The organism is Pedobacter jejuensis, from assembly GCF_003725795.1.
GTDB classification, from domain to species: Bacteria; Bacteroidota; Bacteroidia; order Sphingobacteriales; family Sphingobacteriaceae; genus Pedobacter; species Pedobacter jejuensis.
In genome coordinates, this window is sequence record NZ_RBEE01000042.1 from 419,460 (window position 1) to 444,280 (window position 24,821).

Sequence of the window (24,821 nt, forward strand, 5' to 3'; positions counted from 1 at the left end):
ACCTATCAAAATCATTAATATAAATTATGACCTGGGTTAATTTAACTTCTATAGATCAGCTTGACGATATTAAGGGCGCAAGTGGTTTCAGCCTTATTTTTAAACACAGTACACGCTGTTCTATCAGTATGATGGCCAGAAAAAATTTTGAAATGGATTGGGATGTAATTCCTGAAGATACAAAATTGTACTTTTTAGACTTGATTGCTTATCGCGAAATTTCTAATAAAATTGCAGAAGTTTTTCAGGTTGCACACCAATCTCCACAAATATTATTAATTAAAGATGGCGACTGTGTATTGGAATCGTCACACAGTGATATCTCTGCAGATGAAGTTGCAGAAGTGATAGCTGCCTAGTTAATAAAGCCAAAATCAATATTATTCTTAATATACTTTAGCCACAGATTACCAGATTAAAAACTAAAAATCTGTTAATCTGTGGCTATCAAATTTAAATGGTTTCTATTTTTAATATTTGTGACGTTCTGCTTCGGATTGATTTACAAAGTTCTGTATCAGCAGCTAAATATTATTTTTAATATACTCTAGCCATAGATTACCAGATTAAAAACTAAAAATCTGTTAATCTGTGGCTATCAAAATTAAATCGTTTCTATTTTTAATATTTGTGACGTTCTCCTTCGGGTTGATTTACAAAGTTGTGTATCATCAGCTAAAGCTTTCCCATAAGTAGGAATCATATCTTTAACCTTTGCTTGCCATTCTGGAGTTGCCAAATCTTCTGCGAAACAACGATTCAACAAATCAAGCATAATCGAAACCGCGGTCGAAGCTCCTGGTGAAGCACCAAGCAAAGCAGCTATTGAACCATCTGCAGCGCTTACTACTTCTGTACCAAATTCCAAAACGCCACCTTCTTTTTCATCTTTCTTTATTACCTGTACCCGTTGACCGGCATACTCTAGTTCCCAGTCTTTTAATTCGGCAGTAGGTAAATACTCTTTTAAAGCTTCTAACCTATCTTCTGGCGACTGCCTTACTTGGTCTATCAAATATTTTGTTAAATCCAGGTTATGTAATCCGGCAGAAAGCATCGGGCGGATGTTATTAAACTTTATTGATTTTGGTAAATCTAGAAAAGAACCATTTTTTAAAAATTTGGTAGAAAAACCAGCGTATGGACCAAACAACAATGCTTGTTTGCCATTTATCATCCTGGTATCTAAATGTGGTACAGACATTGGTGGTGCTCCAACCGCAGCCTTACCATATACTTTTGCATGGTGTTTGGCAATAATTTCTTCGTTGGTACATTTTAACCACTGGCCGCTAACGGGAAAACCACCAAATCCTTTGCCTTCAGGAATATCAGATTTTTCTAAAAGAGGTAACGAACCGCCACCAGCTCCTATAAAAACAAATTTTGCTACTCTTTTACGTTTATCACCAGCTGCTAAATCCTTTACGCTAATGCTCCAATTGCCATCCTTATTTTTTTTCAAATCCCGAATTTCGTGATTAAAATATAGGCTTACGTGTTCTTGGTTTTTAAGGTGATTAAACATATCACGGGTAAGTGACCCAAAGTTTACATCAGTACCCAGATCCATTTTTGTTGCAGCAACCTTTTCATTCTTTTTTCGGCCATCCATAATTAATGGTGCCCAATCTTTTACCACATCAATATCTTCAGTGTACTGCATATCGCTAAATAGATTACATTTCTGCAATGCATCATAGCGTTTTTTTAGGTAATCGACATTCTTCCTTCCCCATACAAAACTCATGTGAGGGATTTTACGAATAAAGTTTTCGGGGTTAGAAACCAACCCCTTTTCTACAAGATAAGACCAAAACTGTTTCGAAACTTCAAAATGTTCTGCAATTTGAACCGCTTTAACAGTTTCTACAGTTCCATCCTTTTTTTCTGGAGTGTAATTTAATTCGCAAAAAGCTGAGTGACCAGTACCTGCATTATTCCATGCATCAGAACTTTCTGCAGCTGCGATGTCAAGGCGTTCGTAAATTTCTATGCTTAAGCTGGGTTCTAATTCTTTTAATAAAACACCAAGGGTTGCACTCATGATGCCGGCCCCGATTAAAATTACATCTACGTCAGTTTTACCAACTGTCTTTATCTTTTTAGTCATCTTATTTTAAAGAAAGCGCAAATTTAAAATCATTTTAAACATGTCGCGAATTTTAAATAAAAAAAACCTAAAAAATTGCTAAAAAATTAGAAATAAAATAATTTAAAAGCCTATACAACAGCAAAAATTGAGCATAAAATATTGTTTTTATACAAAAAACACTTACTTCAACTAAATAACTACACCAAAAACAAAACTTAAATTGCTCAAACTTTTAAAACAACAAATTCTAGCTTTTAAAAACCAATCAACCATGAATGTTATCTAAATTTAAATTTACCGATGGCGACGATGAGAAAACATCATCACGGAGTTAAATATAACCTATAAATTATTTTTGCGATATAATGTCTGCAATGTGGAATAAATTTTTGATTAACTGTTTAAAATTCGAATTTAAAAGCTTTACTTAGTAATAGAAATCTAAAAAATCCCCATTTTAAGTTCATCCCCAAAATTATTATTCATTTTAATTGGTGATGAGAAATTCCATTATTTTTTTATGCTGTTTTTTCCTTGCAGGCTGTTCGGGCGAAAAGACTGACAAAGCTCTTTTAGAACTTGATAAACAAAGGCTTGACGAAAATATAAACTACGACAAGATAGTTTTTTACAAGTTTGCGAAAATTGCAGTGCGTTCTGCGGCCATTCAGGATACAACTTTGCCTGAATATCAAAAATTTGCTAAACAATCACGAAGCATTGTTAGCACCATGAACAAAATAGATACCAACAGCAAAGAAAGCATTTCTGTAATGGAAGCGCTGAGATTATACAAAGAATATCGCTCAGTTAAAAGCTTTGTAAAAATGACAGATGAAGATATTTTACCATTGCTTGTTGATGGATTTACGACAATCTTTAGCGGACAAAAAAATAATAAAAGCGTCAAAAGTAAAAAGGAGAAAATATATTTTCAAAATATTGAGCATGCAGTATTAAGTATGGCAGTTCTAACAACAAGAGATTTAGGTCAGCCTTTTGCTTTATACGAATGTTCCAAAACTCAGCCCGAACTTTTAGATGACAGTGAAATTAAAACCTTGCTTGAATTTGTGCGTGGTTTTCTATTTTTCGGCAATAATCTTTTTTACTTATCAGAAGATGGCTTATCAAGAAATATAAAATGGCTTGATAAAAATGAAGCTATTCCCCTACCTTATACAAAAGCTTTTTTTGATTGGAGAAATTTAAGCGATGAACAAACGCATACCGCTTTTCATGGTATGAATTACCTTTTTAGAGGTTTAGACAGAATGCGCATGGAGCGAAAAGTTGATGAAGAAAGATCATTAGAGGATTTTGATTCTTTTGTAAAAGACATGAACAAACTTGGCCTTCAAAGTGAATTGGTTTGGATAATTGATGCTTATTTGAATCTAAAAAGAGAAAATCCTGAAAAGGCAATTCCAGCTTTGGAAAAGCTCAAGGCAAGTCCGTTATTTTCTAATAGTGAGCGAGAAGCCATACAAAAAACAATTGATTACGTGAAAGATAGAGAACCCGATGCCGCTCTGAAAAACGTATACGATAAAGCTTTTATAGCAAAACTTGCTTCAAAATATATGATTTCAGTTTTAGCAAAAATTGATTGGGAAAAAGTGATGCAAGAGCATAATGTTCCGCACACAAAAGAAATTTTTAATGGTATCAATAAATTTAAAGCGCTTTCTAATTCGGTTAGCCAATATACTCAAGCGCCAACAATTGATAATGGCAAAAAGGAAATCACAAAGAAGGGAAGTGAATTGTTAGATCAAGCGAAAAGTTTGTGGTAGTAAAACTGCAATTTTATAATCTGCCTGTGCCACTTAAACCGTATTGAAGTGGCATCCCCCGATTTTTCATCGGGGATATAACGGAAAGACGGACCGAACTGTTAATATTTGCAGTCAGTATCTTTCCAAATAATTTCGGTTTTTGTTTAATCATCATACATAGGATTATTTTATTACAACCTCCAAACATTTCTGCGCTACAACATTTCAATCCTAATCCTTAACTTTGCTTTATGATTGATTTACCTGTAGTACCTGCTGTAACTGAAATTAAACGTAAACCAGATTGGTTGCGTGTTAAATTGCCTGTTGGAAAAGAATATGCACAGGTACGCAGTTTGGTAGATACCCACAAGCTACATACCATTTGCGAAAGTGGTAACTGTCCGAACATGGGTGAATGTTGGGGAGCAGGTACCGCCACCTTTATGATTTTGGGAAATATTTGTACCAGAAGCTGCTCATTTTGCGCTGTTGCAACCGGCAGACCATTAGCTGTGGATTTTGACGAACCCAATCGCGTAGCAAATTCGGTAAAATTAATGGGTGTTAAACATTGCGTAATCACTTCTGTTGATAGAGATGATATAAAAGATGGTGGTTCAATCATTTGGGCTGAAACTTTAAAAGCCATTCGTAAAGAAAGCCCGATAACCACGTTAGAAACATTAATACCTGACTTTAGAGGCATTTGGGATAATTTATACCGTGTTTTAGATGAAAGACCCGAAGTGGTTTCGCACAATATGGAAACCGTTAAGCGTTTAACCAGACAAGTACGTATACAGGCAAAATACGATAGGAGTTTAGAAGCTTTGAAAAGAATATCAGAATTTGGTTTACGTACAAAAACCGGCATTATGCTTGGTTTAGGCGAAACTGAGGAAGATATTTTTGAAGCAATGGATGATTTAGTGGCAAATGGCGTTCATATCCTCACTTTAGGTCAATATTTACAACCAACAAAAAATCATCATCCTGTGGTAGATTGGATTCATCCGGATAAGTTTGCCATGTACAAAGAGGTAGGAATGGCTAAGGGTTTGAAATATGTAGAAAGCGGACCATTAGTTCGTTCATCTTACCATGCAGAGAAACACCTTTTCCCAATCGAAGGAGTTTATTAATTTGCTAAAATTTAAATAGTTAAATCGAATTCCTATAAAGAATAAGTTTATAAAACATTTTTTTGCTTTTTGTGTTCAGTATTGTATCTTCGTAACTAACAGTGACTGCATTAAAAAAATTGACCCTAACCGAGCCTGAACTAGTTTTAGCATTGCAATCGAAAGATCCAGCGATACTTAAAACTTTGTATAGTATGTATTCGTCAGCGCTGTATGGCGTTATATCTCGTATTATAACCCACACTGAACTAGCTGAAGATGTGTTGCAAGAAACTTTTGTAAAAATTTGGCAATCTGCATCTCACTACGACAATACAAAAGGCCGCTTATTCACTTGGATGATGAATATCGCCCGAAATCTTTCAATCGATAAGCTTCGTTCCAAAGACTTTAAAAATTCACTCAAAAACCAAGATATAGAAAATAACGTAAGTTTCGTTGATGAGCAAAACAAGGTAAGTTTTAATCCTGATGTTATGGGGGTAAAACAACTTGTAGAGAACTTGAAACCTGATTTACAGTCTGTTCTCGATTTAGTTTATTATAAAGGCTTTACACATGTAGAGGCGGCAGAAGAATTAGGTTTGCCTTTGGGTACGGTTAAAACCCGAATCCGATTGGCTATTATAGAATTGAGAAGGAGTTTTAATTGATCGTGGAAAATTTAAAAGCATATATCGAATCTGGAGTACTTGAATTGTACGTTTTAGGTGATTTATCACCAGAAGAAACGTTGCAAGTTGAGGAAATGGCATCTCGCTACCCGAATGTAAGAGATGAAATAGCAGCCATCGAGCTGACTATCGAGCAATACGCTATGCAAAATGTGGTAGAGCCATCTGCTGATGTAGAATCGAGGTTGTTTGAGAAGTTGGGTTTAAAAGATGATGACATTAGTAGCATTCCTACACAATCTACAATTACTCCAGGACCAAAAATTTTACAAATAGATGGAAGTGATAGTAAAGTTAGAACATTACGTTACGCCCTTGTAGCGTGTATTGCTTTATTGGCAATGAGTACAGCGGCTTTATTTATAACATATAACAAACTTGGCGATGCGCATGAGCAGATTGCTAGCTTAAATTTAGATAAACAGAAGTTTGCGGGTGTAGTTAGTAAACTCGAATTTGAAAATAAGGGTTTAGATAACATGGCGGCAATGGCCGACAGCAAGGAATGGGCAACTATTCAAATGGCTGGTCAAGCTTACAGTCCGAAATCAAAAATGAAAGTTTATTGGAATAAAAACGATAAAAGTGTTTTGATTAATTATGTGGCTATGGATTTGCCGAAAGCTGATGAAACACATGAATATCAATTGTGGGCTTTAGTAAACGGAAAACCAGTAAGTTTAGGCGTTTTTGGTAAAACAGATTCAACTTCTAACGAAGCGATTGTTAAAATGCAAACGATAAACGAAGCACAGGCATTTGCCGTAACTTTAGAGCCAGCAGGTGGAAGCGTTAATCCGACAATGGAAAAACTTACCGTTATGGGTGGTGTTTAACAGCAAATTATTTTAAAAATATAAACCTCAACAATTTTAAATTGTTGAGGTTTTTTGTTGGAAGAGTAATTGGTAATGTGATTAATTATATGCTCAGAGCCAGAGTTAAATTTTGATAAGGAAATTGCTTTCTGCTTTCCAATCGAGAAATTACAAATCTATTTATACTAGGATTTTTGGACGTATTTAACTTCTTCATAAGGTTGTACTAAAACCCAACCCTCACCAAAAAATTCTAACTGAAAAGATTCGCCGCTACCCCTGCCAATAAATGAACCAAAAGTTAAGTTAGTTTTTATATTAGGCGATAAATTTTCTGACCAGGCAACTGTTGCGTTGGGGTCGGTATAAACTGGTTGATTTGCACTAACCTTAAGTAAAATAGGTTCTCCATGAGTAGTAATTGCAATATAACCACTACCAGATAATTTTACCTGAAATAAGCCACCACTCATCATTCCGGCAATGCTTTTAAGCATTTTAATTTCATTTTTAATATTATCTTCTAACGCCAAAACATCATTGCCATTTACAAAAATCGATTCGTTTTGAAGTTTGATAATTTTAACTTTTTTACCTTCATCGGCCAGATAAAGTTTACCTGTTCCGGCAGCATGCATTAACGATGTACCTTCTCCTGATATTGCTTTCTTTAACAAACCGCCCAATCCTTTGCTTAGTAAGCCTTCTTTTTTAAAATCAATATTACCAATGTAAGCAACCATACTACCTGCTTTGGCCATTATTTTTTGATTCTTCAAATTTACTTCCAGCATGGCTGGCTTCTCTAATTCAAAAAAATCATTTTCATTTGCATTTTCAGCCGATTCCTGAATCAATTCGGTTAAGGTGTATTCTCTTTTTTCCATAGTAAACGCGTTAATATATTTTGTTTAATTTAAGTATTTCTTTAGGAATTTGTTGAGCAACTTGTGATGCTGTAGCTACAAAAAATTCTTTCGCTAAACTATCTCCAGCTTTACCGTGAAGATAGCAGGCTAGTATCGCAGCATCTTTTGATGAATATTTTTGAGCCATAAAAGCCGCGATTATTCCCGTTAACACATCACCCATACCGCCTTGCGCCATTGCCGGATTCCCTGTTTGATTAATGAGAACCTTACCATCAGGGAGGCAAATAAACGTAAATTGATTCTTAAGTACGATGACAACATTTAATTTTTGTGCCTGTATTTTAGCACTTTGAATCCGCTCCCACCAATGCTCATGCTTCCCAAATAACCGATCGAATTCTTTCATGTGGGGTGTTAATATGGAGTTAACAGGAATCTTATCTATCCAATCAGAATTTTCTGCCAATATATTTAAGGCATCAGCATCAATAATTAAGGGCTTTTGACCTTCAATTAAACTTTTTAACAAATTTTTACTTTCAGCCGAAAGCCCAAAACCTGGTCCAATTGCAATGGCTTGATATTTTTCCAAATTGTCAAGTTTTGACATCCCATCTCTCGGTAAAGCCATAACTTCGGGTAACGCAGTATTTAATGCTGTTAATCCGCTTTGCGGGATGCATGCCGTTGTTAAACCTGCACCAGCATGCAGGCAAGCCATAGATGATAATAAGGCGGCACCCATTGTATTCGTATCGCCAGCAATTATCAACCCATGTCCATAAGTGCCTTTATGCGTAAATAACTTTCGTGGTTTCAGCATACTTTTAATGTCGCTTTCTTCAACCAAATAGAAATCAGCACTTTGATTTTGAATAAAATTTTCATCTAATCCAATCTCTACAACTTCAAATTTTTCGGTTGCTGCTGCTGATTCTGGAAAGAAAAAATTAATTTTCGGACGCTGAAAGCAGATGGTCTTATATGCTCGAATACCATTATATTCTTTTATAATTATACCTTCTGTCGGAAATCCCGTTGGAACATCAACAGCGTAAATTCTTTTATTTAGTTTGTTTATCGCTTTAACTACTTCTGCAAATTCTCCTTCCAAAGGTTTGTTTAAACCAGAACCTAATATTGCATCAATTATTAAATCCGCTTTAATGTTTTTTAATTCCGAAGCTCTACTTAAAATAACCTTTTTACAACCTGATTCATCAATGCGTTGTAGGTTTATTGCAAAATCATCACTTTGTTTCTTGTTAAAATTGATGATGTAAACTTTAATATTTTCGTAGCCATTTGCCAATAAAATATGCGCTATTGCTAATCCATCTCCTCCATTGTTTCCTGTGCCACAAAAAATAGCAACACTTTTGCTAGTATCAAATTCATATTTTAAAAAGCATTGGACAAATGCTCTTGCAGCTTTTTCCATCAAATCAATCGATGCAATTGGTTTATTGGCAATGGTAAATTCATCCGCTTTGCGCATTTGAACCGAAGTAAGCAATGTTAGCATGTACCGAAGATAAGCTTATCAGTTAAGAAAGCAAAAGATAGACGTTGTTTTGATTTTCATAATATCACTCGAAGACTCGCAGGGAAATTCATGATTTTTTAACTTAAAAGACTACCATACAAGCTGAAATAATTAGTACATTAACAAACCATTTATTTAATTATTCCCGAGCAGTTTAATTATAATTTACATTAAATGATGGAACAAAAAAACGGTTTGAGAAAATCGCTTACTCCATTTATGCTATGGGGTTTGGGTGTTGGCTATGTAATTTCTGGAATGTATTTCGGCTGGAATTTAGGTCTGGAAAAAGGCGGCACACTTGGTATGGCCACTGCAACCATAGTAATTATGGTAATGTACGTCACCTTTAGTTTTAGCTATGCCGAGTTGGCTTGTGCCATTCCAAAAGCTGGTGGTGTTTTTGATTATGCGAATAAAGCTTTAGGCAATAGCTGGGGTTTTGTTGCAGGAATTGCCCAAATGATTGAATTTATTTTTGCACCACCAGCAATTGCTTTTGCGATAGGTGCGTATTTTAATGCGTTTTTTCCACAAGTCCCAATTATTACGAGTGCCATAGCCGTATATTTTATTTTTACCGCCTTAAATATTTACGGTATTAAAGCCGCGGCATCTTTTGAAGTAATCATTACCATTTTTGCTGTTGGAGAACTCCTTTTATTTTCAGGCATAAGCTTGCCAAAGTTTAATGCTGAAAACCTGATTCGCAATAATTTCCCTAATGGATGGAGTGGCGTTTTGGCTGCAATACCCTTCGCGATTTGGTTTTTCTTAGGCATTGAAGGAATTGCAAATGTTGCTGAGGAAACAAAAAATCCGCAGCGAGATATAAGTAAAGGCTTTGGATGGGCCATATTTACTTTAGTCATTTTGTGCGTCATTATTTTTATTTCGGCAATTGGTATTGGTGGTTGGGAAGCCATCGTTTATAAAAATGGAATTTCAGGCGAAACTTCAGATTCACCACTACCCCTCGCACTTTCGATGATTACGGGCGATAATCATTTACTATATCACCTGCTCATTACAGTAGGTTTATTTGGTTTAGTTGCATCTTTTCATGGCTTGGTTTTGGCGGCTGGGCGCTCTACTTACGAAATGGGCAACACTAAAAATATTCCATCTATTTTAGGTAAAGTATCGCCCAAATTTCAAACACCAGCCAATGCGTTAATAGGAAATATGATAATTGGAATCATTGCCTTGTTAACAGGTAAAACTGCCGAAATTATTGTGATTTCAGTATTCGGGGCTTTAGCATTATACATCATTTCTATGATTTCGATAATAATTTTGCGCAAAAAAGAACCTGATTTACCACGACCATTTAAAGTTCCTTTTTATCCGATTTTTCCGTTTGTAGCGTTAGTAATTGCAAGCGGATCGTTTATCGCGATGTTGATTTATAACCTTAAATTAGGACTACTATTTTCGGGCATTGTTTTAGATAGCTTTCTTTTATACAAAATTTTTAAAAAGCAAACTAATGAGTACAAATAAAGAAATTTTGGATTATGTGATGAATCATCCATCAGGCAAAGTTAAAGTTGCCGTTGCAGATATTGATGGGATTTTAAGGGGGAAATATATTGCTGCTGAAAAGTTTGCATCACTTGTAGAAGGACGATTAGGATTTTGCGACGTTACATTTGGTTGGGATATTGGAGATGTTGCTTACGATAAGGGAAAATTTACCGGCTGGCATACCGGTTATCCTGATGCACAGGTTAAAATCGATGTAAACACATTTAGAAAAATTCCTTGGGAAAACGATGTGCCATTCTTCTTGGGTGATTTTATTGATGATAATAATGTAGCAAATTATGTTTGCCCCAGACAATTGCTCAAAAAATTAACTTCTGAATGTGAAGATCTTGGTTACTCACCATACTTTGCTCAAGAATTTGAATGGTTTAATTTTTCTGAAACACCAGAATCAATTCAAGAGAAAGGATTTAATAATTTAAAACCTTTAACGCCAGGCATGTTTGGCTATTCGATTTTGCGTAGCTCACTAAAAAATGAATTCATGACGGATTTATTTGAGCTTCTGAATAAGTTTAACATCCCTATTGAAGGTTTACACACAGAAACTGGACCAGGTGTTTATGAAGCCGCAATACGATATGCACCAATTTTACAAGCTGCAGACCAAGCTATTTTATTTAAAACATCGGTTAAGGAAATTGCTTACAAACACGGCATAATAGCAACATTTATGGCTAAATTTAATGAGAATTTACCTGGTTGCAGCGGACATGTTCACCAAAGTTTATGGGATAAAAACAGTAAAATCAATTTGTTTTATGATGATAAAGATGAGCACAAAATGAGTGAATTGATGAAAAGCTACATCGCTGGACAGTTACATTGCTTACCTCATATTTTACCTATGATTGCCCCTACCATTAACAGCTACAAACGTTTGGTAGAGGGTGCTTGGGCGCCAACTACGCTAACATGGGGAATTGATAACCGCACAACGGCTTTACGAGCTTTGCCAGGCAGTAAAAAAGCTACACGACTAGAAACGAGAATTGTTGGCTCAGATACCAATCCTTATTTGGCACTTTCTGCTTGTTTAGCAGCCGGAATGTATGGCGTAAAAAATAAAATGAATTTGCAGCAACCTTCAACCAAGGGCAATGGATACACAGATTTATCAAACGGTGTTTTAGCTGGTAATTTGTTTGATGCGACACAGAAAATGAAAAACTCTGACTTGGCAAAAGAACTATTGGGAAATGATTTTGTGGAACACTTCACCATGACGCGTGATTGGGAATGTAACCAGTATGCGAAAGTAGTAACCGATTGGGAATTGAAAAGGTACTTAGAGATAATTTGACTAGCTAATATAAAAACAGCAATTTACGCAATATGAATTTGCATTTTTAAGGCCAACGTAGTGTTTCTTCGTTCTACTTTAAACCGGCATAACAAATTTTTGGGGATGCATTACCCAAGCCGAAGTACAAAACTTAAATACAAAAATTTTAAGCCGGCACTTTTGTTTCTTTTGGTGTCAAAAGAAAAAAGCCTGTCCGGCCAAGACAAATAAAACACCCCGCCCTTCGGGCACCCCTCTAAAAGAGGGGAATTGAAAAAATAAAAACAACATCAAATGATATTCGATAAAATCCGTCAATTTAATTTCCCAACAACTATTCGTTTTGGTGCAGGTGCGGTAAAAGAATTGCCTGCTTATTTGCATAAAAATAATTTAAAAAATCCGCTTATTGTAACCGATCCAACGATAGCGCAATTGCCTTTCTTTAAAAAGATTGTGGAGGATTTAAGTAGTAAAAATATTTCAGTCGAGGTTTTTAGTGATATTCATAAAAACCCGATCAAGAGTGATGTTTACAAAGGAAGCGATGCCTGGGATGCCACTAATCGCGATAGCATTATTGGTATTGGTGGTGGTGCTGCTTTAGATGTTGCCCGTGCTATTGTGCTTCGGGTTAATCACCGCGATGATTTATTTAAGTACGATGATTTAATAGGTGGCGATATTTATGTAATCAATGATGTTCCTCACTTTATTACAATCCCAACCACATCAGGTACGGGTAGCGAAGTTGGTCGCAGTGCAATAATTGCTGATGATGAAACCCATCAAAAAAAGATATTATTTTCACCAAAATTAATGGCTCAAATCGTTTTCGCCGATCCGGAATTAACGATGGATTTACCTGCTTTCATTACCGCAGCAACCGGAATGGATGCGTTAACCCACAACCTGGAAGCCTACCTTGCAAAAAACTTTAACCCAATGTGTGATGGCATTGCACTCGAAGGAATTTCATTAATAAAAGACGCTATAGAACGGGCAACCAACAAGCCTGATTTAGAAAGCCGTAGTAAAATGTTAATGGCATCAATGATGGGTGCTATAGCATTTCAAAAAGGTTTAGGCGTAGTTCATTCTCTAGCACATCCACTTTCTTCGTTGTTAGATACACATCATGGTCTGGCAAACGCAGTAAATCTACCTTACGGAATGCAATTTAACATTGAGGGATTTGAAGACCGTTTTCGCAAAATTGCCCAAACTTTAGAACTGAAAGAAGAAACCGGAGCTGCAGTAGTTCAATATCTTTTTGATTTAAACTCCAAGGTTAACATTCCACACAAATTAGGTGATATCGGTGTTAAAGCCGAACATATTGAAACACTTTCTGATTTGGCCTTTGCTGATTTTGCACATCCTAACAATCCAAAACCAGTAAGCAGAGAAGATTTTAAGCAACTGTATCTAAAGGCACTATAGACCAGGATTAGATTGATTTTAGGATTGTAGGATTATGGGAGGAATAAAAATTGCTATAATTTTATTTCCGCGAAAGAGATAAGCAAAAGATAATTACCAATAACATATTCAATATTATTAAGTATGTCTGATAAAATAACGATAGGCGTTACCGATTGCAGTAAATATGAAATTTACCGTGATTGGGTTTTATCCTACAACAAAAATGTAGAAGTAATTCAACTCGGTTACAAGCTAAATAATTTCGATTCAATTGAAAAATGTCATGGTATCGTTTTAACAGGAGGCGAAGATGTTCATCCGAGGTTTTACAACAAATCTGAATATTATCCTTATTGTTATGAAAATGATATCGACGAGCTACGTGATGAATTTGAATTTAAGGTTTTAACATATACTGAGAAAAACAAAATTCCTTTATTGGGTATTTGCAGAGGAATGCAGGTTGGCAATGTATTCTTCGGTGGCACATTAATTCCTGATATACCAGCATGGGGAAAATTCGACCATTCTAAAATGCCTGATAAAAGCGATCGTTACCACGAAATAATTGTTAATCCATCTTCGTGGTTAAATACAATTGTAAATACAGATAAAGGATTGGTCAACAGCAATCATCATCAAAGTACTGATAAAACTGGTAAAGATCTAGTAGTAAGTGCTATGTCTCCTGATGGTGTTACAGAAGCTATGGAACGTTTAAATCCAAATGGAAAATCGTTTCTTTTATTTGTGCAATGGCATCCGGAAAGGTTAAAAGATCAACAAAGTCCTTTTAGCAAAAATTTATATGAAGCATTTATTAATGCAATTAAATATTAACCACAGATAAAAAAGGATAAACACAGATAAGTTTCGATTAAATCAATCAGTGTAATCGACTAATCTGTGTAATCATCCCGAAGGAAAATTAACCACAGATAAAAAAGGTTAAACACAGATATTGACGGAATCGGATTTTAACCAATCAAAATCTGTGTTCATCTGTAAAAATCTGTGGCAAAAAAAAATATAATCACACCGAAGGAAAATTAACCACAGATAAAAAAGGATAAACACAGATATTGACGGATAGTTGAGTCGGATTTTAACCAATCAAAATCTGTGTTCATCTGTGAAAATCTGTGGCAAAAAAAAATGTAATCACACCGAAGGAAAATTAACCACAGATAAAAAAGGATAAACACAGATATTGACGGAATCGATTTTAACCAATCAAAATCTGTGTTCATCTGTAAAAATCTGTGGCAAAAAAAAATAATATGCAAATCATCAACCCAGCAACCGAAGAAATTATATCCACTTTAGAAGAAGATAATCAAGCTTCGCTTCAAAGCAAATTTGGAATCCTAAAACAGGCTCAACCTAATTGGGCGAAGCTAACCTTACAAGACAGAATATCTATTCTATCAACTTTCAGCGACATTTTGGAAACTGAAATTGAGGGTTTAGCTTTAATTTTAACCAACGAAATTGGAAAACCTCTGCAGCAATCTCGCAATGAAATTAATGGCGCAAGGGCAAGAATTAAATGGATGCTAAACAACGCAGACAAATATCTTGCGGATGAAGTAATGATAGATGAACCCGGTTTGAAAGAAATCATTAAATACGAACCTTTAGGTGTTATTTGCAATATTTCGGCATGGAATTATCCATATTTAGTGGGTGTAAATGTGTTCATTCCTGCTTTGCTCAGTGGCAACGCAGTGATGTATAAACCATCAGAATATGCAACCTTAACAGGTTTACAAATAGAAAAATTACTAAAAAAAGCAGGTGTACCTGAAGAAGTTTTTCAGGTGGCAATTGGCGCTAAAGAAACAGGTTCAGCATTGCTGGATATCAACTTTGATGGATATTTTTTCACGGGTTCGTACAAAACCGGAAAATATATCTACGAAAAAGTAGCTTCGAAAATGGTTCCTTGTCAGCTGGAATTAGGTGGAAAAGATCCTTTGTACATTGCTGAAGATGTTGCAGATGTTTCAAATACTGCCATCGGAACTGCAGACGGCGCTTTCTATAACAATGGACAAAGCTGTTGCTCGGTTGAGCGAATTTATGTAAACGAAAAAATCTATCATGACTACCTTGATGCATTTGTTAATGAAGTAAAAAGTTGGAAAAGCGGTTTGCCAACTGTTGATGGGGTGTATCTGGGTGCGCTAACCAGAAAAGAACAGATTGCTGTGTTAGAAAATCAAGTTAAAGATGCTTTAAAAAAAGGTGCAAAATTACTTACTGGAGGCAAATCAGGGAATGGCAAAGGTTACTTTTTTGAGCCAACCGTTTTAACTAATGTAACCAATGACATGCTCGTAATGCAGAAAGAAAGTTTTGGTCCCATTATCGGCATTATGAAAGTAAAAGATGATGAAGAAGCTTTGAAAATGATGCAGGATACTGATTATGGCTTAACGGCCTCAGTTTATACGGCCAACCAATCACGGGCAGAAAAAATTCTGAGTCAGTTAGATTCGGGTTCGGGATATTGGAATTGTTGTGATAGAGTAAGTGCCTCCCTACCTTGGAGCGGACGCAAATATTCTGGTATTGGCGCAACACTTTCTCACCAAGGTTTAAGGGCATTTACAAAACCAAAAGGGTATCATTTAAGAGGCTAAATCTTATACCTTAAATAAAATGGCTATTAAAATCTTTTTTAATAAATTGCGGATTATACTTAATTGGGTTTATCCGCAATTTATTAAGAATGAAAAAACAACTCTTATTTATCATTTGCTGCATTTTAGCGAGCAAAAGTTATGCTCAAACCATTGTTAGCGAAAGCGAAATCGGCGATGCAGAAAGTGCAGTTGCACAAACACAAATTGCGATAATTCCTGAACCAGTTTCTTTAATGAAGAAAACAGGGACTTTCATCTTGCCAGAAAATATTAGCATTCTGGCGCCCAAAAATGAAGATTTAAAACAGGCAATAGCGTTTTTATCCGATAGGATTGAAAAAGCAACGGGTAAGTTTGTGAGTTCAGTTACGAATGCAAATCATCCAACAATAAAATTTATTCTAAATACCCAAAACGATGCTCAGTTGGGCTTAGAAGGATATAAATTAAATGTAAATCCAACTCAAATCGTAATTACGGCCAATAAACCTGCAGGTATATTTTGGGGTGTTCAATCCTTAATTCAGCTTTTCCCTGCCGATATAGAAAGCAAAGAAGTGGTTCAAAACGTAAAGTGGAAATTGCCTTGTGTTGATGTTGTTGATTATCCTAAATTGGGTTGGAGGGGTTTGATGTTTGATGTTGCTCGTCATTTCTTTACCAAACAAGAGGTTAAGCAGTTTATTGATGATATGGTTCGTTATAAATTTAACTTACTGCATTTACACCTAACAGATGATGAAGGTTGGAGAATTGAAATTAAAGGATTGCCAAAACTCACAGAAGTTGGTGCATGGAGCGTAAAAAAAACCGGAACTTTCGGCGATTTTATTCCACCAACTGCCGATGAACCTCGTACTTATGGCGGATTCTATACACAAGAAGATATTAAAGAATTGGTTCAATATGCACAAGAACGTTTCGTAAACATAATGCCCGAAATTGATATTCCAGGGCACAGTTTAGCTGTTATTGCTTCATATCCAGAACTCTCCTGTACACCCGAAGCTGTAAATTATAAAGTTAGATCGGGTGAAAAAATTATGGACTGGAGTCGTGGCGCTCCCCCAACGGCATTGGTAGATAACACACTTTGCCCAGCAAATGAGAAAGTTTATGTTTTCCTTGATTCAGTAATTACCCAGGTAGCCAAACTTTTCCCTTTCGAATACATACACATGGGTGGCGATGAAGCACCTCACAATTTTTGGGAAAAGAATGAACAAGTTAAGGCATTAATGCAGCGTGAAGGCTTAAAAACAATGCCTCAGGTTCAGGCATATTTTGAAAAGCGCCTTGAGCAAATTGTAATTTCCAAAGGAAAAAAATTTATGGGCTGGGATGAAATTTTGGAAGGTGGAGTTTCTCCAACAGCTTCGGTTATGAGTTGGAGAGGAGTAAAATACGGCATCGATGCTTCAAAAGGAAAGCACAATGTGGTGATGAGTCCAACTGATTTTGCCTACCTGGATTACATGCAAGCCGATCAAATTACTGAACCTAAAGTTTATGCTTCGTTGCGATTAAATAAAGCATATCAGTTTAATCCTATTCCGGCTGGTGCCGACCCTAAATTTATTATCGGCGGACAAGCAAATTTATGGACGGAGCAAATTTTTACTTTTCGCCAGGTGCAATACATGCTTTGGCCACGTGCTTTTGCCATTTCAGAATCTGTTTGGAGCCCAATTGAAAAGAAAAATTGGACTAACTTTATTGCCAGAACGGAAGAACATTTCAAACGCTTAGATTTTGCAGAAGTGAAATATGCTCCGGCCATTTACGACCCAATATTTACCGTAAAACGAAGTGCTGATAAACAATTGATGATTGAATTAACACCCGAAATTGATGGTTTAGATATTTATTACAGCTTCGATAATTCGAGTCCCGATCGCTTCTATCCGAAATATACAGCGGCATTGCCTGTACCAAAAGATGCAAGTATGCTAAGGGTTATTACGTATAAAGGTAAAACCCCAGTAGGCAGATTAATTAGTATGCCAATTACTGATTTACAAAAAAGAAGCAGATAATGGGGATAGAAATTGAAAGGAAATTTTTAGTTCATCATAAGTTATGGGAACAGGTTGATAAACACGCTGGAAAACAACTTAAGCAAGGTTATATTTCGACAGATCCAACAAAAACTATTCGAGTAAGAATAACAGAAACCAAAGCCTGGCTTACCATAAAAGGCATTTCAGTTGGCGCCACGAGGTTGGAATATGAATATGAAATCCCTCTAATTGAAGCTGAAGAATTACTGGGTAATTTCTCCGAATCTTCATTAGAAAAAATACGTTATGAAATTAAATCAGCTGGAAAGGTTTGGGAAGTTGATGTTTTTTCGGGTGATAACCACGGATTAATTGTTGCAGAAATTGAACTATCATCAGAAGAAGAACATTTCGAAAAGCCTGATTGGATTGCTGAAGAAGTTACCCACGATAAGAAATATTACAATTCTAATTTAACTAAACATCCATTTAAAAATTGGATTTAATCGGCGTGTTGCTTAACAAATCTGTTGGCTAAAGCCATAGGCGAAGAATAAAAGCAATTATTAAAACAAACCATTGGCTAAAGCCAGCGGCAATGAATGAGCGGCATCAATAAAGCAAAACCCTATTGCTTTTTACGAAGATTTAACTGTAGCCAAAAAAACATGCCTTCTCCTCTTTAATTCTTTTGAAAAACCATCTTGATATGATGTGATCGAGAAAAACTCAATAAATGTGTTTGCATAAACAGCTTCTCTACACCCTTTTTGGCGCAGGGAATGGATTTCAATTACATGCAAAATTATTAAGGCCTGTGGGTATAAAACTCATTAGATAATGATAAATTTCGAAAAGCAATTGCGTTTTTTGAGTAGTCTTTTAAGCAGAGTGTACTCAAAAAACGCAATATAAAAATAATGAAATGTGAATTTATGAGCTGCTAGGAGGCCCTTTTCTAGTTTCTACGACTTGTGATTGTTTCGTATATTTATGAGTTGTGCGTCACTTTACGACCGACCCGCTGACGACTTATAAGAATAGATTAACACATCTGTATGGAAACTATAATCATTAGACGCTCAAGAAAAGCAATCAGAACTTACCTATTAATTTTACTTTTTGTAGGGTTACCATTTTCTGTATATTTTTAAGTGCGTATGTTGACCCTGTAGATAATGAAGACAGAAGCGATAGTATATTCTATTTAACGCTTTTAAATTTATTGTGGATTGGACCGTTTGCATATTTACTTAACAAATCGTATAACAGTTATAAGCCTGAAATAATATTGACAAAAGAGGGAATTGAATTTAAAAACAAAAAATCATACAATTGGGAAGATGTGATTAGTTACAAATCCCAGATATACACAACCTCAGGTGGTGGAGATGGAAGTGAAATAGATTTAGAAACATTATTTATTTATTTTAGTGACAGGACAGGGAAAAGTTTTCGAATTACCGAATTTCCACTTGATAAAACAGCTAAAGAAATTTTCAACCTTTTTGACCAATATAAAATGACTATAGGAGAAAGTGAGAGAACAAGTTGGATTTTGAAATTTAACGAATCGCCGAGATACCGATAAAATACACGAAAAAAAAAAGCGAACGCACAACAAGGGTTTTGCGTCAGGCGGGCTGAAGTGCAAAACTCAACGGCAGTTTTTCAATTGAACTTTAGTAATAATATCAGCTTTTGTGCTTCGATTTCCCGCCCGAACGCAAAGCCCCGAAACGTTAGCGGTCAGGCTACCCGAACAACGAACCAATACAAGAGATGAAACTTTGGACTAAAATAATGTTACTTACAATAATTGACTTTGCAGTTATTTGGCTTTGGGTAAGACAAATGGACCCAGACCCAAGTGTTTCTATTGGTATATTATTGCTTGTTCCATTTGTAGTTGTATTAAATTTGATAATTGCATTAATTTTATACTTCGCGAAAAGAGAGTTGTCAATTTTATTTGTAATAAATTCCGTTATAGCAGGTGTTCTAATGTACTATTTGTTTGGCAAAGGAATTGACAACCATCAAACCAAAAGACTTGAAAGTTGGAAATTTAAACTACAGGATACGACCTATGTTATTACACATTGGAAACTTGAAAATACATTTAGTCTTAGCCAAAGTACCAGCCAAGGCTCGTCGATAGAATTTTTAGAAGGCAAGTTTACCAAAAAAGGAAATGAATATTATCTAACAACTGACACGACAGAATATCTTATTAAAAATGAATATTTTTATAAATTTAGAAACTCATCTGACAGTATTCGTTTGGTTAAAATTGAAAGATAAATAAACAAAATACAAGCCCGAACCGCTAACAGTGGTTTTGCTAATTTTTGGGCGACAAGAGATATGTGAGTTCAGTAATTATTTATTAAGTTAGGGCTGTGGCTAATTGCAGTAAGTAAAATCAAAAATTCGCAAAGCCCCAAAACGTTATCGGTCAGGCTATGACAACACCGCCACGACAATAACGACATTGACAAAAATGAGAATGAAACTAATTTTAGCATCTATCTTGACATTTTTTGGTTGTGGACAAACAAGTGAAAAAAATAAAGGACAATTAGACAACGACAAGAAATTAAAAATGGACATTGACAAAGGTTTCCAAATTGACCAACCAAACATTTTTGTGCCTTGGAACATTGACGAGAAAACACTAACAGACTTATTCAAAGGACAAGACTTAAAACACGTTACTACTGGTTACTACAATATAAATTGCACTTCATTAGACAGTTTAAATTGTATGCTGGGTTTTCATTTTGACCCACGTTCAAAGGGACGACTAAACGAACTTGAATTTTTTAGAATGAACTATGACAACCAACAAAAATCTTTTGACGAGTTTCAGAACGCTTTTACAAATTATTTTGGACAGCCATCAAGCACGACAAAAGGAAACGAAGGTTTTAATAATTATGAGTGGCGACTGAACAACGTTCAAATTGTTCATTACGTTTTTGACAGGTTTGGACCAGAAGAACATATGAGAATTAAGAAACTAAAATGACAACTGAATTAAACCGACAATTAATCGTGGACGAAGAAGCCCGAACCGCTAACAAGGGTTTTGCGTCAGGCGGGCTGAAGTGCAAAATTCAACAGTAGTTTTTCAATTAAACTTTAGTAATAAAACCAGCTTTTGTGCTTCGATTTCCCGCCACATCGCCAAGCCGAAAAACGTTAGCACCAATTTTAGAACGACCGACAACAATGACAGAACAAGAAATAATAAAAGCAATTAGTAAAGTTGAAGGAATTGGCGGAATGACTGTTAATGAGCGACTTTATGTTTGCGGACTTATGGACGAATTTGACAAAGCACTAATTGTTGACAAAAACAAAGCGAAGAAAATATTAGAACTTTTAGGTGTTGACAAACCTTCAATTGAAAAAATTGTAGCAAAATGACAAGTCATAAACCTTTAAAAAGTGTATCTCACAATTTCGGACATTCATTCATAAGTTTAATGAACTATGTGAAAGACGATTATCTTTTAGGACACTTACTAAATCAAGCGAGACAAACAAACATAAACAAACTGACCGTTGACATTCTAAAAAATGTAGCTGAACCAAAAGAGTTATTGACAAATGAAATCAAGTCGTCTATTGAACATTGGAACAAATGGTTTCCAACTTTAGTAGAAACTAGCGGTTCGACAATGGATTTTGTAAATTCAGCGAAAATGACAATTGAATTTGATTTACAAAAAACAAGACCATATAATAATAATTCCGACTTTTTAGAAAGTCCGTTTATTTGTGAAATCGTAATTATTGACGACAGAGGAAAAGAATATAAACATAAATACGAAGGATGGTGGTTTCCAGAACAATCAGCGACAAAAAAACTATGGTGGGAATTTTGGAAATAATACTAAAGGACAGAAGAAAAACCGGTGCTAACATCGGTTTGGCAATATGGCGGGTTTAGTGCAAAATTCAACAGTTGTTCTTCGGTTCAACTTTTGTGCAAAATTGAAGATTCGTACTTCGATTTCCGCCACTTCGCCAAGCTGAAAAACGTTAGCGGTCATTGTAAAATGACATTAAACAACTATAAACAGGCGAAAAAAAATGAGATTTAAATAATGAAGATGATAAGGTTTAAACTGGCAATATTTATATTTCGTAGCAACAAACATTTCTTTGTTTGCACAAAATCCTTCATTAGACACATCAAGTAATAATATAGTAATGGAAAATCAAACAACTCATAAAGTGAATACGTTTTCAATTAATCCATATAGATGGATTTTAAAAACACGAATTATTAAAGGATTTGACGAATTGAATAAACAGAATTATCACTATTTGACTAACCTTTTTGACGATAACGTAAACTATGAACTTGAAGGAGACCACTCATTAGGTGGGACAAGGATTTCAAAAGGTGGAGTTGAAAAATGGTTTGAGAGATTACTACGACTATTACCCAGTAAATTTGTAGTTAATTCAATTGTTGTTTCTGGTCCTATTTGGAATACAACAGCAATTATAGAATTTACAGACACTGTAACACCCAAATTCGGACAGCCTTATATAAACAATGGTATACAGGTTATAAAATTACACTTTGGAAAAGTACTTAAAGTACACACTTATGTAAACACAAATAAAGTAATTAACGCATTAAATGTCCTATATGACAACGGAATAATAGAAGCAAAGGCTGACAAAATTGAAGAATAAATATGGAGAATAAACTATATGACAGAAAAACAACGAACCGCTAACAAGGGTTTTGCGTCAGGCGGGCTGAAGTGCAAAATTCAACAGCAGTTTTTCAATTGAACTTTAGTAATAATATCGGCTTTTGTGCGTCGATTTCCCGCCCGAACGCAAAGCCCCAAAACGTTAGCTGCAAGCATTCCCAAATACCGCTTAACATTGACAATTATGAATTTTGACTTTACAGAAAATTACATTTTAGAAAACGACTATGTTTTATTAAGACCTTTGGAAGTTTCAGACAAAGAAAGACTAATAAACTTTGCAATTAATGAACCTGAAATTTGGAAGTTTAATATTAATGGAGGAAATGGTAAAGAAAATTTTGACACCTACTTTGACACAGCTGTAAAGTTATTTAAAGAGAAAAATCATTACCCTTTTGTTGTTTTTGACAAAAGAAATAATGAATATGTAGGAATGACACGACTTTACGAAATCTCTAACGAATTTAAACGTCTTGACATTGGATTTACTTGGTATGGAGAAAAATTTCAAGGAACTGGACTAAACAAAAACTGTAAATATCTTCTTTTAGAGTTTGCCTTTGACAAACTACAAATGATAAGAGTAGGTTTCGGAGCAAACAGCAAAAACGAAAGAAGTATAAACGCAATGAAAAGTATTGGATGTAAAGTTGAGGGGATATTAAGACAATTTAGCAAAGATGCTGACGGAAAAATTATAGACGCAATAAAATTGAGTATCTTGAAAGATGAATGGGAAGAAAATGTAAAAAATAATTTAAAAGAACAAGTTGAAAAATATGCCAGCAGCTAACAAGTGTTTTGCGTCAGGCGGGCTGAAGTGCAAAATTCAACAGCAGTTTTTCAATTGAACTTTAGTAATAATATCGGCTTTTGTGCTTCGATTTCCCGCCCGAACGCAAAGCCCCAAAATGTTAGGCGTCACTTTAACGAACACCCGTAAACATTGGAACTATGGTAGACAGAGAACGAAGAAGAAAACTTGCATTTCATTTGCGACATCTTTCGGTTGGAGTTATTTCTAACGACGACTTCGAGAGCAATCTTATGGATGATGTGACTAATGGTTGGCTTCCTGAACAATATTACAGAGCAAAAGAAGCAAAGTTTGACGACCAAATAATTCAGCCAATGCTTGAACTCTGTTGGGGACTTTATGACGACACTAGAAATCACAAACTCAAAGGTTCAGACAAATTATCAGCAGAAAGTTTAAAAATTATTACTCGTTGCATTTTATTTCTTCATTCTGACCAAGAATATAATTGGCCATATTTTGATACCAACAATCCTTTACTAAAATTTTCATTTAAGGAAGTGGTAATTTCTATTTTGACACTTGGACAATATTATCGAGCCAAAAGAAAAGAACATAGTTTAGCATATATGGAATTTCAAAAACTTGGCAATTTTGACATTTGGCCATTTATGATTGAAAGCGAATATCAAACAGAATTAACTAACCAACCTTTTTTAAATGGGAAACCGAACAAATTATGAAACGTAATATGTTTTCGTTTTTTGTCGGCTGACAAAAAAGCGAACCCTCGCTGGCGCACGCGTGCCGCGTGTGAATAATTAAATAAAATAACAGGTGTCTCGTCCTGAAATAGGTTTACACAATTGTAAACAAAATGGAGAGATATTCAAAAACCCACAAGAGTAAATGGCAGAGCCAGTATAGCGAGGAATTCAAGCTGAAGGTCTGTAACGAGTACATCAATGGCAATGATGGCATACGTTTTCTGGAGAAGAAGCACGGACTTGGCAACTCTAGGTTGACCACTTGGCTGAAGTTATATGGCCTGGGGATTAGAAAAACCATTTACCTACCTTTAGATATAATGACCGCGAAGAAAAAACCAGTTGGCAACTCCAATGAGGCACTTAGCTTAAAGCTCTTGCGTAAGCAGCTTGAGGATGCGCTGTTGGAAAAGGAACTATACAGGAGGATGGTTGAGGTTGCCGAGAGGGAACTTCACATAGACATCAAAAAAAAGTCAGGTACCAAGTGATCCTTGAGATGAAGAACAGCCTGCCCGGCATAAGTGTCGATCATTGCTGCTGCTTGCTTGGTGTGACCCGTCAGTCCTATTACAAACATTTTCGAGGTCAGGGCTCGGCCCATTCCATGGAAAGGTTGGTGCTGATGGAAATATCCGTGCTTCGTTCCATCCACCCTGAGATGGGCGGGAGGAAGCTTTATGAGATGTTACGGCCATTCTTTATGGAGCACGGCATCAAG

The 24,821-nt window shown here is 35.6% G+C and carries 24 protein-coding genes and 1 pseudogene; 22 read left to right on the forward strand and 3 right to left on the reverse strand.

Features of this window, described 5'->3' with window-relative positions; translation table 11 throughout:
• The first annotated feature begins 26 nt into the window (after nucleotides 1-26).
• Entirely contained in the window at nucleotides 27-359 is a 333-nt protein-coding gene (ytxJ, locus tag D7004_RS16515; protein ID WP_123206920.1) for a bacillithiol system redox-active protein YtxJ, read from the forward strand.
• 245 nt (nucleotides 360-604) lie between these two features.
• Here ytxJ and D7004_RS16520 read toward each other — a convergent pair whose 3' ends face one another.
• The gene (locus tag D7004_RS16520; protein WP_123206921.1) at nucleotides 605-2,113 is read right to left on the reverse strand and encodes a malate:quinone oxidoreductase; all 1,509 of its coding nucleotides are present in this window, start codon (nucleotides 2,111-2,113) and stop codon (nucleotides 605-607) included.
• 479 nt (nucleotides 2,114-2,592) lie between these two features.
• Here D7004_RS16520 and D7004_RS16525 point away from each other — a divergent pair, with 479 nt between their 5' ends.
• From D7004_RS16525 to D7004_RS16540, 4 genes are all read left to right on the forward strand, one after another.
• Nucleotides 2,593-3,891, forward strand: a complete 1,299-nt coding sequence (locus D7004_RS16525; RefSeq protein WP_123206922.1) for a short-chain dehydrogenase — start codon at nucleotides 2,593-2,595, stop codon at nucleotides 3,889-3,891.
• 233 nt (nucleotides 3,892-4,124) lie between these two features.
• Complete coding sequence (gene lipA / locus D7004_RS16530) at nucleotides 4,125-5,018, forward strand: lipoyl synthase (protein ID WP_123206923.1); 894 nt, start codon at nucleotides 4,125-4,127, stop codon at nucleotides 5,016-5,018.
• A 101-nt stretch (nucleotides 5,019-5,119) separates the two neighbouring features.
• A complete protein-coding gene (locus D7004_RS16535) occupies nucleotides 5,120-5,671 on the forward strand; it encodes an RNA polymerase sigma factor (RefSeq protein ID WP_123206924.1) in 552 nt (183 codons plus the stop codon).
• 2 nt (nucleotides 5,672-5,673) lie between these two features.
• Entirely contained in the window at nucleotides 5,674-6,528 is an 855-nt protein-coding gene (locus tag D7004_RS16540) for an anti-sigma factor (protein WP_123206925.1), read from the forward strand.
• Nucleotides 6,529-6,695: 167 nt separating this feature from the next.
• On the opposite strand, the gene D7004_RS16545 is transcribed toward D7004_RS16540, so the two are convergent.
• Together D7004_RS16545 and D7004_RS16550 are read right to left on the reverse strand one after the other, a co-directional pair.
• A complete protein-coding gene (locus D7004_RS16545) occupies nucleotides 6,696-7,397 on the reverse strand; it encodes an AIM24 family protein (protein WP_123206926.1) in 702 nt (233 codons plus the stop codon).
• Between the two features lie 10 nt (nucleotides 7,398-7,407).
• Nucleotides 7,408-8,907: an NAD(P)H-hydrate dehydratase gene (locus D7004_RS16550; RefSeq protein WP_244214365.1), complete on the reverse strand. Its 1,500-nt coding sequence runs from the start codon at nucleotides 8,905-8,907 to the stop codon at nucleotides 7,408-7,410.
• Nucleotides 8,908-9,102: 195 nt separating this feature from the next.
• On the opposite strand from D7004_RS16550, the gene eat reads away from it, so the two are divergent.
• The 17 genes and pseudogenes from eat to D7004_RS20880 form a co-directional block, all read left to right on the forward strand.
• Nucleotides 9,103-10,431: an ethanolamine permease gene (eat, locus tag D7004_RS16555; protein ID WP_123206927.1), complete on the forward strand. Its 1,329-nt coding sequence runs from the start codon at nucleotides 9,103-9,105 to the stop codon at nucleotides 10,429-10,431.
• Entirely contained in the window at nucleotides 10,418-11,779 is a 1,362-nt protein-coding gene (locus D7004_RS16560) for a glutamine synthetase family protein (RefSeq protein ID WP_123206928.1), read from the forward strand. Before eat ends, D7004_RS16560 begins: the two co-directional genes overlap by 14 nt.
• Nucleotides 11,780-12,055: 276 nt before the next feature.
• Entirely contained in the window at nucleotides 12,056-13,204 is a 1,149-nt protein-coding gene (locus D7004_RS16565; RefSeq protein WP_123206929.1) for an iron-containing alcohol dehydrogenase, read from the forward strand.
• A gap of 123 nt (nucleotides 13,205-13,327) precedes the next feature.
• On the forward strand, nucleotides 13,328-14,026 hold the full coding sequence (locus D7004_RS16570) for a gamma-glutamyl-gamma-aminobutyrate hydrolase family protein (RefSeq protein ID WP_123206930.1): 699 nt from the start codon (nucleotides 13,328-13,330) through the stop codon (nucleotides 14,024-14,026).
• 440 nt (nucleotides 14,027-14,466) lie between these two features.
• Complete coding sequence (locus tag D7004_RS16575) at nucleotides 14,467-15,831, forward strand: aldehyde dehydrogenase family protein (protein ID WP_123206959.1); 1,365 nt, start codon at nucleotides 14,467-14,469, stop codon at nucleotides 15,829-15,831.
• 89 nt (nucleotides 15,832-15,920) lie between these two features.
• Complete coding sequence (locus D7004_RS16580; RefSeq protein WP_123206931.1) at nucleotides 15,921-17,870, forward strand: beta-N-acetylhexosaminidase; 1,950 nt, start codon at nucleotides 15,921-15,923, stop codon at nucleotides 17,868-17,870.
• Nucleotides 17,870-18,340 (forward strand): CYTH domain-containing protein, encoded by a 471-nt coding sequence (locus D7004_RS16585; protein ID WP_123206932.1) that lies wholly within the window; start codon nucleotides 17,870-17,872, stop codon nucleotides 18,338-18,340. Before D7004_RS16580 ends, D7004_RS16585 begins: the two co-directional genes overlap by 1 nt.
• Nucleotides 18,341-19,125: 785 nt before the next feature.
• A complete protein-coding gene (locus D7004_RS16590; RefSeq protein WP_148042826.1) occupies nucleotides 19,126-19,425 on the forward strand; it encodes a hypothetical protein in 300 nt (99 codons plus the stop codon).
• 212 nt (nucleotides 19,426-19,637) lie between these two features.
• Complete coding sequence (locus tag D7004_RS16595; RefSeq protein WP_123206934.1) at nucleotides 19,638-20,138, forward strand: hypothetical protein; 501 nt, start codon at nucleotides 19,638-19,640, stop codon at nucleotides 20,136-20,138.
• 205 nt (nucleotides 20,139-20,343) lie between these two features.
• Complete coding sequence (locus tag D7004_RS16600; RefSeq protein WP_148042827.1) at nucleotides 20,344-20,865, forward strand: hypothetical protein; 522 nt, start codon at nucleotides 20,344-20,346, stop codon at nucleotides 20,863-20,865.
• 203 nt (nucleotides 20,866-21,068) lie between these two features.
• Nucleotides 21,069-21,266, forward strand: coding sequence for a hypothetical protein (locus D7004_RS16605; protein ID WP_123206936.1), 198 nt, complete (start codon nucleotides 21,069-21,071; stop codon nucleotides 21,264-21,266).
• The gene (locus D7004_RS16610) at nucleotides 21,263-21,733 is read left to right on the forward strand and encodes a hypothetical protein (RefSeq protein ID WP_123206937.1); all 471 of its coding nucleotides are present in this window, start codon (nucleotides 21,263-21,265) and stop codon (nucleotides 21,731-21,733) included. Before D7004_RS16605 ends, D7004_RS16610 begins: the two co-directional genes overlap by 4 nt.
• A 322-nt stretch (nucleotides 21,734-22,055) precedes the next feature.
• Nucleotides 22,056-22,550, forward strand: coding sequence for a nuclear transport factor 2 family protein (locus tag D7004_RS16615; protein WP_148042828.1), 495 nt, complete (start codon nucleotides 22,056-22,058; stop codon nucleotides 22,548-22,550).
• 207 nt (nucleotides 22,551-22,757) lie between these two features.
• Nucleotides 22,758-23,369, forward strand: coding sequence for a GNAT family N-acetyltransferase (locus D7004_RS16620; protein WP_123206939.1), 612 nt, complete (start codon nucleotides 22,758-22,760; stop codon nucleotides 23,367-23,369).
• A 161-nt stretch (nucleotides 23,370-23,530) separates the two neighbouring features.
• Nucleotides 23,531-24,076 (forward strand): hypothetical protein, encoded by a 546-nt coding sequence (locus tag D7004_RS16625; protein ID WP_123206940.1) that lies wholly within the window; start codon nucleotides 23,531-23,533, stop codon nucleotides 24,074-24,076.
• 134 nt (nucleotides 24,077-24,210) lie between these two features.
• Complete coding sequence (locus D7004_RS16630; RefSeq protein ID WP_123206941.1) at nucleotides 24,211-24,591, forward strand: hypothetical protein; 381 nt, start codon at nucleotides 24,211-24,213, stop codon at nucleotides 24,589-24,591.
• Nucleotides 24,592-24,599: 8 nt separating this feature from the next.
• Nucleotides 24,600-24,821 (forward strand): annotated as a pseudogene (locus tag D7004_RS20880) (hypothetical protein); the annotation flags it as partial.